Annotated in this window: 12 protein-coding genes; 7 read left to right on the top strand and 5 right to left on the bottom strand. The window is 58.9% G+C overall.

Features of this window, described 5'->3' with window-relative positions:
- Positions 1-9 precede the first annotated feature (9 nt).
- Entirely contained in the window at positions 10-1,317 is a 1,308-nt protein-coding gene (locus J2S62_RS03755; RefSeq protein ID WP_310171553.1) for a D-arabinono-1,4-lactone oxidase, read from the top strand.
- Between the two features lie 60 nt (positions 1,318-1,377).
- Here J2S62_RS03755 and J2S62_RS03760 read toward each other — a convergent pair whose 3' ends face one another.
- Both J2S62_RS03760 and J2S62_RS03765 read right to left on the bottom strand, forming a co-directional pair.
- Positions 1,378-2,154, bottom strand: coding sequence for an amino acid ABC transporter ATP-binding protein (locus J2S62_RS03760; RefSeq protein WP_310171555.1), 777 nt, complete (start codon positions 2,152-2,154; stop codon positions 1,378-1,380).
- The gene (locus tag J2S62_RS03765) at positions 2,155-3,618 is read right to left on the bottom strand and encodes an ABC transporter substrate-binding protein/permease (RefSeq protein WP_310171558.1); all 1,464 of its coding nucleotides are present in this window, start codon (positions 3,616-3,618) and stop codon (positions 2,155-2,157) included.
- Between the two features lie 382 nt (positions 3,619-4,000).
- On the opposite strand from J2S62_RS03765, the gene glmM reads away from it, so the two are divergent.
- Positions 4,001-5,344 (top strand): phosphoglucosamine mutase, encoded by a 1,344-nt coding sequence (gene glmM, locus J2S62_RS03770; RefSeq protein WP_310171560.1) that lies wholly within the window; start codon positions 4,001-4,003, stop codon positions 5,342-5,344.
- Positions 5,341-5,637, top strand: coding sequence for a hypothetical protein (locus J2S62_RS03775; protein WP_310171561.1), 297 nt, complete (start codon positions 5,341-5,343; stop codon positions 5,635-5,637). The genes glmM and J2S62_RS03775 overlap by 4 nt, the downstream gene beginning before the upstream one ends.
- Here J2S62_RS03775 and mscL read toward each other — a convergent pair.
- From mscL to coaA, 3 genes are read right to left on the bottom strand one after another with little or no spacing between them, the layout of a single operon-like run.
- Positions 5,634-6,023 (bottom strand): large conductance mechanosensitive channel protein MscL, encoded by a 390-nt coding sequence (gene mscL, locus J2S62_RS03780; protein ID WP_310171563.1) that lies wholly within the window; start codon positions 6,021-6,023, stop codon positions 5,634-5,636. The two genes, J2S62_RS03775 and mscL, sit on opposite strands and share 4 nt — an antisense overlap.
- Positions 6,024-6,078: 55 nt before the next feature.
- Complete coding sequence (locus J2S62_RS03785; RefSeq protein WP_310171565.1) at positions 6,079-7,167, bottom strand: M15 family metallopeptidase; 1,089 nt, start codon at positions 7,165-7,167, stop codon at positions 6,079-6,081.
- A gap of 2 nt (positions 7,168-7,169) precedes the next feature.
- A complete protein-coding gene (coaA, locus tag J2S62_RS03790; RefSeq protein WP_310175701.1) occupies positions 7,170-8,141 on the bottom strand; it encodes a type I pantothenate kinase in 972 nt (323 codons plus the stop codon).
- 184 nt (positions 8,142-8,325) lie between these two features.
- Between coaA and rarD the strand changes: the two genes are divergently transcribed.
- From rarD to alr, 4 genes are read left to right on the top strand one after another with little or no spacing between them, the layout of a single operon-like run.
- Entirely contained in the window at positions 8,326-9,318 is a 993-nt protein-coding gene (gene rarD / locus J2S62_RS03795) for an EamA family transporter RarD (protein WP_310171568.1), read from the top strand.
- Positions 9,315-9,665 carry a holo-ACP synthase gene (locus J2S62_RS03800; protein ID WP_310171570.1) on the top strand — a complete coding sequence of 117 codons (351 nt, stop codon included), beginning with the start codon at positions 9,315-9,317 and terminating at the stop codon, positions 9,663-9,665. The genes rarD and J2S62_RS03800 overlap by 4 nt, the downstream gene beginning before the upstream one ends.
- On the top strand, positions 9,665-11,161 hold the full coding sequence (locus tag J2S62_RS03805; protein WP_310171572.1) for a bifunctional ADP-dependent NAD(P)H-hydrate dehydratase/NAD(P)H-hydrate epimerase: 1,497 nt from the start codon (positions 9,665-9,667) through the stop codon (positions 11,159-11,161). Before J2S62_RS03800 ends, J2S62_RS03805 begins: the two co-directional genes overlap by 1 nt.
- A gap of 9 nt (positions 11,162-11,170) precedes the next feature.
- Positions 11,171-12,322 (top strand): alanine racemase, encoded by a 1,152-nt coding sequence (gene alr, locus J2S62_RS03810; protein ID WP_310171574.1) that lies wholly within the window; start codon positions 11,171-11,173, stop codon positions 12,320-12,322.
- Position 12,323 lies beyond the last annotated feature (1 nt).

The following is a 12,323-nucleotide window of genomic DNA, read 5'->3' on the forward strand; positions in this document are numbered from 1 at the left end:
CAGGCCCCCATGAAATACACCTGGACAAACTGGTCCAAACTCCAACGCGCAACCCCCGCCAAGGTAGAAACACCTTGGACGAGCACGCAGCTGCAACGGGCGGTGCGCGAAGCCATCGCACAGGGATCCCGCATGAAGGCCATCGGTGCCGGTCACTCCTTCACCGGGATCGCCGTAGCAGACGATATTCAGCTGGACTTATCGCGCTACACCGGCATGGTCGCCCTGGATCCCGTGCGCCGGCAGGTCACACTGCGTGCCGGCACCCGCCTCTGGCAGATACCCCAGCTGCTGGCCGATACCGGACTGGCATTACAAAATCTGGGGGATATCAACAGACAATCCATCGCCGGGGCAATTTCGACCTCAACGCATGGCACCGGTCTGACCTTTGGCGGGTTAGCTTCCCAAGTCGTGGGTTGTGAACTCATCACCGGGACCGGTGAGGTACTCACTGTTTCACAAGATCATCACCCTGAGCTTCTGGATGCGCTGCGCGTGACCCTGGGCGCTTTTGGCATCCTCACCACGGTGACCCTCCAGTTAGTTCCTGCCTATGACATGCACACGGTGGAACGGCACGCCGAACTCGACTGGGTGCTGGAGCACTGGGATGATCTCAACACCGACCATGACCACTTTGAGTTCTTCTGGTTCGGACATGATCGCGAAGTCATCACGAAAGCATCTACGCGGTTACCCGTGAGCCACACCAGACCAACACGGATGGCGCGACTGCGCGAGCGCGCAGTCGATGAAGTCGTCATGAACATGACCCTGGCTGGGATCTGTCAGCTGGGACGGGTGAAGCCGGGGTGGGTTCCCCACCTGAACCGTCTCGCGACGCTGGGGTGGGGGAGTAGTACTCGTCGGGCGCACTGGTCCACCGCGTTCACCTCAGATCGCAGAGTTCGGTTTAATGAGATGGAATACGCCCTCCCCTTTGCGGCCATCCCGGAAGTCTTGGCTGAGTTACGCCAGCTCTACCGCCGCGGCGAAATCTCCAGCACTTATCCGATGGAAGTCCGCTCGGCAGCCGCTGATACGGCCTGGCTGGCCACGAACCATGGACGCAGGACCGGCTACATCGCCGTACACCAGCATTTCAGCCAAGACCATCGGCAATACTTTGCCCGAATCGAGCCCATCTTCCGGGCCGCAGGCGGTCGACCGCACTGGGGAAAACTTCACAGCCTTACGGCCCAGGAACTGGCCACGCTGTACCCGTGTTGGGATCACGCTCTTGCATTGCGCGACGAGTTGGACCCCAACAGGGTCTTCGCCAACGCTTATCTAACCCGTGTCTTCGGAACATAACAATGCCGCGGCCACCAACCTCCTGGGTGGGGACCGCGGCGTTGTCGTGGTAGGTGGTGGTCAGAGTACCTTGGAGAGGAAGTCTTTGAGTCGTGGCGATTTCGGGGCGCCAAAGATATCCTCTGGTGAGCCGTGTTCCTGAATGACACCCGCATCGATGAACGCCACACGGTCGGCCACTTCACGAGCAAAGCCCATCTCGTGGGTGACTAGCACCATGGTCATGCCTTCATCGGCCAGGCTGCGAATGACGCCCAGCACTTCGCCAACCATCTCCGGGTCCAGCGCTGAGGTCGCTTCGTCAAAGAGCATGATTTCGGGATTCATCGCCAATGCCCGAGCAATCGCCACGCGCTGTTTCTGGCCGCCCGACAGCGAGGCTGGGCGAGCGTCCGCTTTATCCTCGAGTCCAACCCTGCGCAAGAGTTCCAAGGCTTCTTTGCGTGCCCGGTCATCGCTGTATTTTTTGACTTGGATCGGTGCCAACGTGATGTTTTCTACCACGGTCATGTTTGGGAACAAGTTGAAGTGCTGGAACACCATGCCCACGTGCTTGCGGACCTCATTGAGATCCACTTTTTCGTCCGAAAGGTTGTAGCCACCGAGCCAAATATTGCCCGAGGTGATGGTTTCGAGGCCATTAATGCACCGCAGCAGCGTTGACTTCCCGGACCCCGAAGGACCGATCACACAGACAACTTCACCGGATTTGACCTCAGCATTGACCCCGCGCAGGACTTCGTGCTCGCCGAAGCTCTTATGCAGATTTTCGATGCGGATGACGTTGGTCTCATCATCGGTCACCAACGGAATAGTCGAGGTTTCTGGATTTGTCATTTATTTATTTACCCTTCTATCCACAATGTTTGCGACCCAGGTGAGCAGCCAAATGGCCACGAAATAGATGGCGGCCACGATCAGTAGGACTTCAGTGGTGCGGAAGTTCGCCGCATAAATCTGCTGTGCCTGGTACAACAGCTCACCAAAACCGATGGCTAAGAGCAAGGAGGAATCTTTAAGCATGATGATCAACTGGTTAATCAGCGACGGGGTCATCATTTTGAATGCCTGCGGCAGGACGACCTTGCGCATGGTCTGACCGCGAGTCATCGCCAGTGAGCGCGCAGCTTCTGCCTGTCCTGGATCCACGGATTGGACCGAACCGCGCACGATCTCGGCAATATATGCCGCCCCGTTGAGCGACAAGGTGAGCGCACCCGCCACCCAGATATTGATGGGCGTATTGATCAGCTGCGGCAACCCGAAGTAGAAGAAGAACGCCCACACAAGCACCGGCGTACCGCGGAAGATCGCGATGAAGGCGGTCGAGATACCGCGCAGGAGGATGTTGGTGGAGATCTTCATGAAACCGAACATCAGGCCCAGGGCCATCGCAATGGCAAAGGAAATACCGGTGATCAGCAGGGTGTTCTGTAGCCCCACGAGCAACGCCGGCATCGAGGTTGAGAGCAATCCCAAGAATGTGGACGCATCCGGCCCGGCCTCTTCATCGCCCAGATACGCGGCTAAGATCTCATCGTATTCCCCAGATTCCTGCAGGTTGGCCAGGCCCTGGTTGAACATTTCCAGCAGCTCTTGGTTTTCACCCTTATTGACTAAGAATCCGTAGTCGCCCGTCGGTTCGGGTTCTGAGACCAGCTCTAAACCTGAGCCCTGCTGGATCCCATAGGCAATGATTGGCAGATCATCGACGAGTGCGGTGTCATGACCGGACTTGACCGACTCCACCATTGTGGTGGTCTGATCTAACGCGTTAATTTCGAAGTCGTAATCTTCTTGCATCTCCCGGGCCCACTCTTCGGACAACGAACCGGTTTTTACGGCCACAGATTCGCCTTCGAGATCGTCCCATCCGGAAATGTCGGCACCTTCGAGTGCTGCCACGGTGAGTTCACCGGTAAAATACGGGTCCGAGAAATCATAGATCTCTTGGCGTTCCTCAGTAATCCCAGCCCCAGCAATGACCCCGTCCACCTGGTTGGCGCTGAGCGCCTGTAGGGCCGCGTTGAACCCCATCGAACGGAATTCGACTCGGAAACCTTGGTCTTCTGCGACGGCCTTCATCAAATCAATATCAATGCCGACCAATTCGCCATTAGGGTCTCGGAACTCAAACGGTGCAAACGTGGTGTCTGTACCGATGACGTAGAGTTCACCGTCGGGGGCGCCGCCTTCAGCATCAGGTTCCGCATCGGCTAGAGCCGCCGGTGCCATGAAAAAGCTAAAGAACGCAACGATCCCGGCAAAGACCACTGACAATAGTGTCTTGCCTTGTCTCATCTCATCACTCCATGTTGTAAGGGTTAAACCTTCTATAAGATAGCCGGGGGACCAGACGGGGGCTACACTGTGACGCGGCTCAAACATGTTTCCTGACAAACACGGTCGATGACAGGCCACAACGGGTAAAATGAAGCGCATTAGATGCCCGTACGGGAAGGAAAGTAGGCGCAAAGTGAGCTGTGACGACCAGGTTCTCTGCCACACATTCAAGATCCCCGCGGCGCTGCTATACGCATCAGATCCGTGACGTAGGAGGTTGGCCACGCTTCGAGCACACCTCGGGCGGGCTGCTTAAGGGGCTACTCAGCCAGTCCGATCATTAGCAGAGCAGAACACGCACGATCCGGTGCGGTTCGTCAATCACACAGAATTGGGAACGATGTCAAAACTATTTGGTACAGACGGGGTCCGTGGCGTAGCCAACGAGACAATTACCGTGGAGCTGGCAACACAATTGGCTCAGGCTGCAGCAGTAGTCCTAGGCCACGAAGCCGCCGAGGGCGCACGTCCCAAGGCAGTCATCGCTCGAGATCCCCGGATCTCCTCGGACTTCATTAACGCCGCGATCTCCGCCGGGCTGGCCTCCTCCGGCATCGATGTTTATGACGCCGGTGTGCTGCCCACGCCTGCAGCCGCATACTTGGTCGAGGATATCAACGCGGACTTCGGTGTGATGATCTCGGCGTCGCATAACCCCGCACCCGACAACGGCATCAAATTCCTGGCCCGCGGCGGCGAAAAACTGACCGACGCTCAAGAGGACCGGATCACGGCGCAAATGGAAGAACAACCACTGCGACCCACCGGCGAACGGGTCGGTCGCGTTCGGCGCTTTGCTGATGCTGAAGACCGGTACGTATTGCACCTGCTCAAATCGTTGCCCAACCGCCTCGACGGGATGAAAATCGTCATTGACGCCGCCCACGGCGCTGGCGCGGCAGTAGCTCCCCAGGTTTTTGCTGATGCGGGAGCCGAGGTTTTCGTCATCGGCGCGAACCCCGATGGCTTGAACATTAACCACAACTATGGTTCCACGCACATGGAAAACCTCCAGGCAGCGGTCCTGGAACACGGAGCAGACCTGGGCGTGGCCCTAGACGGCGACGCCGACCGGTTCTTAGCCGTGGACCATACCGGCTCCATAGTCGACGGCGACCAGATCATGGCGATCATGGCTGTGGCGCTGAAAGACCAAGGCGAACTCAACGATGACACGCTGGTAGTCACAGTCATGAGTAACCTCGGGCTGAAACTGGCCATGCAAGAACACGAGATCAACGTCGTGGAGACCAAAGTTGGGGACCGTTACGTCCTCGAAGCTATGCATGAAAACGGCTACTCCATCGGCGGTGAACAGTCTGGCCACATTATCTTTTCGAAATGGGCCACCACCGGCGATGGCATTTTGACCGGATTGCAGTTAGCGGCTCGCATGAATGACACCAAACAGCGGCTGGCTGATCTGGCGAAGGTCATGACCCGGTTGCCGCAGGTGCTCATCAATGTCAAAAATGTTGATAAGTCTGGTGTGAATGCCAACGGGGTCGTCTCGGAGGCTGTCACCAGCGTCGAAAAACAGCTTGGCAAAACCGGGCGCGTTCTCTTGCGTCCGTCCGGAACCGAACCCGTGGTCCGCGTCATGGTGGAAGCTGCCGATAAGGACACCGCAGACCAGCAGGCCCGCCACTTGGCCAATGTGGTCTCGGAAAACCTCGCCCTGTGAGTTCTTCCGAAACCCCGAGGCCGTCACAAGAGCCGGAGCGTCGCGCCGAAGGCTATTTTCGGCGCGACGCCGATGAGTTCCACCGTGAAGCCAACGTGTTAGCCGGGCATGACCCCGCAGAGGTCTCGTCTGATCCGCCAGAAAACCTTCGAGCCCGCCGCTGGGTCGTGTTTGCCATCATCGTGCTTGCCGGGTTGATAGCCGCGGGGATCGCAGTCGGACTCATGGCTGTCCCACAGTGTGAAAATCCACCATATAATTGGCTGCCCTGTATCCCTGACATGTCCGGTTAGGGTCGTGGCTGGTTGGCTAACGCATCGCGAATCTCACGCAGTAAGGCGATATCTTCTGGGGTTTCCTCTTCGTCTTCCACCTCGTGGCGGCGCATCGCCAGAAGTTTATTCATCGGGACGATAATCGCGAAATACACTGCTGCTGCGACCAATAAGAAGTTCACGATCGCGGTGAGTAAAACACCAAAAGCAATCTCATTGCCGTTGAGCGTGACTTTGGCGAATTCATCAAAATTCGGGGACCCAACCAGCGCGGAAATCAACGGCATCAGCACAGCATCGGTTAACGCGGTCACGACCTGTGTGAAGGCGGCCCCGATAATGACCGCCACCGCCAAGTCCATCGCATTGCCTTGGGCAAGAAAATCTTTGAAACCTTTGAGCATGGTGACAGTATAAGGTCACGGCGCACTCAGCCTCCGTGCTGCCGCTGATGTGACGCTATGGGGCGTAGTCCGGGGCCGGATCGAGATCAAACTCGGTTTCAGCGACTCCCGAGCCTTCCATAATCTGCTGGGCATAGTCTTCGCCGAAATATCGCAGGTGCCACGGCTCATACTGGAAGCCGGTAACCTCGTGTGCGCCTTGGGGATACCGGATGACGAATCCGTAGGTGTCAGCGTGTTCAGCAAGCCACTGGCCTGCTTGGGTTTCGCCAAAACTCTGCTGCAGGGTGTGCGCTCCGTCGGGGGTGTCCACGTCGATCGCCAGCCCGGTTTGATGCTCCGAATGGCCGGGTCGCGCCGACATTTCATTGGTTCGATCGGTGCCGTGTTGGGCCGTATACCCTTCGTATAGCTCTTGTTGATACTCAAAAGACCGGTAGGCGGAGATAACCGTTAGATCAATACCATCTTCATGAGCCGCGGCAAATAATTTTTCGGTGGCTTCGGCTGCTTCTTCACGCAGTTCAACTGTGTCCTGGCTGAACTCGGCGGGCAGCTCAACGAGGTCTTCCGGGACAAAGTCTTCCGGAAGGGGACGCAGCTTATTGACGATGACCGTTACCGACTCTGGTGTATCGACATCTGGGACAACAGGGTCGTCTTCTTCAGCTGGCTGACCGGTTTCCGTGTCGTCTTGGTCGGTAGGGTCCAGCCCGGCATCCTCGTCGACATTTTCGGGTGCGGAGGCCACATCAGAGGTTTGGGGAGCAGCTGGCTCGTGGCTGTCGGCTTGCGTGCTGGGTGTCTGAGGAGGCTGTGCTGAGGCTTCGGCACCGGCGATCCCAAAGACTGGGGGTTGCGCGCCAGGCGCTGTCGCATCGGCATCTTCAGTGGGTTGCTTGGGCATCCAGGTGCCATCAGGCGACATCGTGGACTGTTGGCGTGGCGCCGTCGAGGCGTCCAAAGCACGGGGCGGTTCTTGTTCGGCCCGGCCCGGGTAGGTGCTGGGATCCAGCGGGGAGAAGGTATGCACTTCGCGGCCAAGCGTTTCGGCGATCACCTGGGGTGAGGCAGATAAGCTCGCACCAAGACAAAGCAGTGTGACCGCCGAGGCAGTAATGGTCACCCTGGTGGTGCGAGACATTGTTATATCTTCCTCATCAGAACGCGCTTGACGTGATGATCTTCGTTCTTGGTCAAGACCAGTTTAGCCCGGCCCCTGGTCGGCAGGACGTTTTGCACAAGGTTGGGACCGTTAATACGATCCCAAATACCCGTAGCGGTCTTGATGGCCTCATCGTCGCTGAGTGCAGAGTACCGGTGGAAATACGAATCCGGGTTGGCAAAGGCGCCCGAGCGTAATTCCATAAAGCGGTTGACGTACCACTTCCGGACCGCGTCATACGAAGCATCCACATAGACCGAGTAATCGAAGAAATCTGACACGGACAGCCCCGAGGTGCCATCCGAGCGTGGCCGTGGTGGAGCCAGGACGTTGAGGCCTTCGACGATGAGTACATCGGGGCGACGCACCACAATCTGCTGATTCGGCACGATGTCGTACGTCAGGTGGGAATACATCGGGGCGCGCACCTCGGGCACCCCGGATTTCACATCCGATACGAAACGTAGCAGCCGACGACGGTCAAAGGACTCCGGAAAGCCCTTGCGTTCCATCAGACCACGGCGACGCAGCTCAGCATTGGGATACAAGAAACCATCGGTGGTCACAAGCTCTACTCGCGGGGTATTCGGCCAGCGCCGCAACATTTCCTGCAACACACGCGCGCTGGTGGATTTACCGACGGCCACGGATCCAGCAACCCCGATCACAAATGGTGTCCGGCGCGTGCTTTCACCTAAGAACTTATTGGAGGCTTCGCGCAGTTTCGCCGTGGCATCAACATAAATACTGAGCAGCCGGGAGAGCGGTAAGTACACTTCGGCCACTTCGGTCAGCGACAGCTTGTCACCCAGACCGCGAAGCCGTTCGACATCCGACTGATCGAAGGGTTGTTCCAACTCGTGGGCTAATCTGGACCAGGTAGAGCGGTCGAGTTCAATGAACGGCGAGTATGTGTACTGCGGCTCGACCGGGGGTGAACCCACAAAACTGATGGGCTCGGTAACCGGGCTCACCGGCGTATGCGGTGCATTCGGAGTGCTCGGTTGAGGGCGCGGCGCATCGTTAATGTGGAAAGTCACCTATTCATTATGGCTCATGAGACCGGTTAGTTAACAAATCGTAGACACCAGCTTAGCCGCCGGCCGGCCAAAAGATAAGCAAATACCAGGGGGATCGGTGACGAGTGCTCAGCAACCAGCTGCACAACCAGCACGCAACAGCGGCTATATCCAAGCGTTTTTAGCCTACTTTTTGTGGGGCATCCTGCCCCTGCTGTTTGCCTATTACATGACACCCAACCCGCTGGACTTATTAGCCTGGCGGATCGTGCTGGCACTGGGGGTCACCCTGATCGTGGTTGCTGTGCTCCGAGGCGCGTGGCGACGCCTGGCAACCGTCCTGAAATCGCGCCGGGACCACCTGTTACTGATCCTGGCGGGCCACCTGATCGTGCTCAACTGGGGACTCTACATCTACGGGGTCGCCACCCACCGCGTCTTGGAAGTTTCCCTGGGATACTTTATAAACCCGGTGGTGACCATCGTGTTGGGTGTGGTCATCTTGAAAGAACGGTTGCGCCCACTGCAGTGGGCAGCCCTAGCCGTCTCCTTCGCGGCCGTCGTAGTGCTGACCGTAGATTACGGAAACCTGCCCTGGTTATCCCTGGCGCTCGCGTTCTCCTTTGCCTTCTACGGCCTGGTGAAAAACAAAACCGGCCCGTCGGTTGATTCGCTGACGGGCCTGACCGTGGAAACCATGTGGCTGAGCATTCCCTCCGGGATCTGGTTGGTGGTCGCCTCCATGGGGCTGGTCGGGACAGCCGGTGGGATAGGTGTGTTTGAGACCTTCGATACCGTCCAATCGGCGACCCTGCCGGTCGTGGGGATCGTCACGGTCGTGCCCTTATTATTATTTGCCGGTGCGGCAGCACGGTTACCGTTATCGACGGTGGGCATGTTTCAGTACATCGCACCCATTGCACAGTTCATTTTAGGGTATTTCGTCTTTAACGAGGCGATGTCAACGGGCCGCTGGATCGGCTTTATTCTGGTGTGGATTGCGGTGATCATCTTGACCTTTGATGCGCTGCGGTGGATGCGACAGAACCCGAAGTTACGAATCCACACATCACAAACCCCTCATCAAGAAAAGGTAGACTACGAATTATGATCATCGGCATTGGTGTGGACATGGTTGACATAGCGCGCTTCGAGCGGCAGTTGGAGCGCACCCCAAAACTGCGTGAACGCTTATTTACCCCCGCAGAACGGCACCTGAGTCTCCAGTCCCTGGCCGCACGATTCGCAGCAAAAGAAGCCGTCGCCAAAGCACTTTCGGCACCCGCTGGGATGAACTGGCAGCACTGCCAGATCGGCCGGGAAGCCTCCGGTGTCCCATATGTCGTCGTGACCGGTACCGTGGCCGATATTGCCGCGGCCAAAGGGGTCCGTCGGTGGCACTTGTCCCTCTCGCACGACGGGGGATGGGCAACCGCTATGGTCGTTGCTGAGGGCTAATGTACCGCTGCTATACCGGGACCCACATCCGTGAGGCTGAACAGCCACGGCTGGCAGCCGGTGAAGGACCCACCCTGATGCGCACCGCGGCCTGGGGACTGGCGCAGCACACCCTGGATTTTCTACGACACCGGGGGCGGATTTATGGCAGCCGCGTCATAGGTCTGGTGGGTAAAGGCAATAACGGGGGCGACACCCTGTGGGCCTTAAGTTTTCTCGCGTCCCGAGGCGTGCACATCGAAGCCGTGCCGATCACCGCTGACCCAGACCAGCTCCACCCCGCCGCCCGGACAGCGTTTCGCACAGCGGGCGGCCGCTTCACGACCCGCATTGACCACGCAGCCGATGTAGTTCTTGACGGGGTGTTTGGTACCGGCTTCAGTGGTAGCTTCGATATGCCGACCTATTTGGCAGACCGCAACCTGCACATTCCTGCTACCGCAGGCATCATCGCGTGTGACATCCCCTCGGGGGTGCATGCTGACACCGGGGACATCCCGGGTGCGAGTCTGCAAGCCGATGTGACCGTGACCTTTGGCGGGCCCAAAGTCGGGCTCCTTGTCGGAGCTGGCGCACACCATGCCGGCCGGATTCACGTCATTGATATTGGCATCGGACCAGAATTAGCATCGATTGAAGCCCCGTGGTGGGTTGCCGAGCACACCGATGTGGCCCGCTACTACGGTGGCCCACGGTGGGATGCGCACAAATATTCCCGAGGGGTGCTCAGTGTCGTGGCAGGCTCACCGGAATACCCCGGGGCCGCAGTCCTGGTGACTCAGGCTGCCACCGCTACCGGCGTGGGCTATCTGAGTTTGGTCGCTGAACCACCGCGGGGCAAAATCGTCGCCGACCACGTCATAGCCGCCACCCCACAAGTAGTGGTCGAAGACAATATCACGCCCAAAGCCACCGCACTCGTGATCGGCCCTGGTCTTGGCACTACGGTGCGCGGCCAACACTCCGCTACCGCAGCGTTGGAAACCGGCGCCCAACACGACTTACCGGTGCTCGTCGACGCTTCGGGTCTGGATGTCTTAGCGGCCCAGCATTTCGAGGCTCACTATGCCGCATTGGTCTTGACACCACACGTGGGGGAAATGCGGCGCCTGACCCAGCGGCTCGCCCCCGATCTGACCGACCAAGACGTGGCAGCTCAAGCCGAAACCTTCGCCCAACGGTTTGGGGTGTGGGTGGTGCTGAAATCCGCAACCACCTACATCTTTGGTCCCACCGGCCAGCGCAGCCTGCACCCGCCCTACACCGCTGAACTTGCCACCGCCGGCACCGGCGACACGCTCGCCGGGATCCTGGGCGCCGGATTGTCCACCGTAGACCCCGACGACCCCGCGATCTCGGATCGAGTGTTTGGCCTCATGGTCGCCGGAGTCCGGTTGCATTCGATGGCCGGCCAGCTAGCAGCAGCCGACGGCGGGGTTGTCGTCTCGAGCTTGGCTGACTACATTCGCCAAGCAAAGCAGTTCGGTCTGGAATAATAGACCATTATGGCTACCTCCTGGACCGCAGAACCAGAGCGTTGGGTGACAATTGATCACGCAGCGCTCGCACACAACGTCGAAACCATCGCCCGCTGGGTCAAACCCGCCCAGGTGATGGCTGTGGTCAAAGCCGACGGTTACGGCCACGGCGCGGTCGAAGTCGCCAAAACCGCTGTGGCTGCCGGGGCCACCTGGATCGGGACCGCCCACATTCGCGAAGCGCTCGAGTTACGCGAAGCCGGCATCACCGCCCCTCTACTGGCCTGGTTGCACACCATCCGGACGCCCTTTCGAGCGGCCATTGAACACAACATCGATATCGGGGTCTCCGGCCCAGAAATCGAAATGGTCGCCGAAGCCGCACGCGCTGCTGACCTGCCAGCCCGCATTCATCTGAAAATCGACACCGGCCTGTCACGCAACGGTGCGGCCCCCGAACAGTGGGATGAGTTGTGCAAACGCGCCTCCGAACTCCAACAGACCGGCATCGTGCGCGTCGTGGGGGTCTTTACCCATTTCGCCACCGCCGATGACCCCGACGGGGAAGCCGCCGTGGATGAACAGCTCGCCGCCTACCACCAAGCCGTGGATACCGCCCGCAAACACGGACTGACCGTCGACGTCCGCCACGTTGCGAATTCACCGGCGCTGCTGTCGCGGCCTGATACGCACTTGGATATGGTGCGGGCCGGGGTCGCGATCTATGGGTTGAGCCCCTTTGCCGAACGCACCCCCGAGGATCTCGGGCTGCGCCAGGTGATGAGTTTTGGCACCACCGTGGCCAATAATAAGCCTGCTGATGAAGGCACCGGAGTGTCCTACGGCTACGCCTACCGCTGTCAGACTCCCACGCGGCTAGCACTGGTGCCGTGTGGCTATGCCGACGGGGTGCCGCGCATCGCCGAAGGAGCCCCCGTGTGGATTGACGGCAACTATTACCGCGTGGCCGGCCGTATTGCCATGGATCAGTTCGTCGTTGACCTCAATACCGACCGCGACGATGAACTTACCGCCCCCGTCGGGGCGCCCGTGGAACTGTTCGGCCCAAAGTCCGGGCTCACCTCCGATGCATGGGCCCTGGCTGCCGGCACGATCAACTACGAACTCGTCACGCGGATCGGTGCGCGCGTGCCACGCATCCACAAGCCTTGGATCTAAC

The organism is Enteractinococcus fodinae (genome assembly GCF_031458395.1).
GTDB classification, from domain to species: Bacteria; Actinomycetota; Actinomycetes; order Actinomycetales; family Micrococcaceae; genus Yaniella; species Yaniella fodinae.

Bases quoted from the DNA above. Each gene is read 5' to 3' on its own strand.
- J2S62_RS03800 (WP_310171570.1), top strand. From the start codon at position 9,315: ATGATCATCGGCATTGGTGTGGACATGGTTGACATAGCGCGCTTCGAG.
- mscL (WP_310171563.1), bottom strand. From the start codon at position 6,023: ATGCTCAAAGGTTTCAAAGATTTTCTTGCCCAAGGCAATGCGATGGAC.
- J2S62_RS03765 (WP_310171558.1), bottom strand. From the start codon at position 3,618: ATGAGACAAGGCAAGACACTATTGTCAGTGGTCTTTGCCGGGATCGTT.
- J2S62_RS03760 (WP_310171555.1), bottom strand. From the start codon at position 2,154: ATGACAAATCCAGAAACCTCGACTATTCCGTTGGTGACCGATGATGAG.
- J2S62_RS03755 (WP_310171553.1), top strand. From the start codon at position 10: ATGAAATACACCTGGACAAACTGGTCCAAACTCCAACGCGCAACCCCC.
- alr (WP_310171574.1), top strand. From the start codon at position 11,171: ATGGCTACCTCCTGGACCGCAGAACCAGAGCGTTGGGTGACAATTGAT.
- glmM (WP_310171560.1), top strand. From the start codon at position 4,001: ATGTCAAAACTATTTGGTACAGACGGGGTCCGTGGCGTAGCCAACGAG.
- J2S62_RS03785 (WP_310171565.1), bottom strand. From the start codon at position 7,167: ATGTCTCGCACCACCAGGGTGACCATTACTGCCTCGGCGGTCACACTG.
- J2S62_RS03805 (WP_310171572.1), top strand. From the start codon at position 9,665: ATGTACCGCTGCTATACCGGGACCCACATCCGTGAGGCTGAACAGCCA.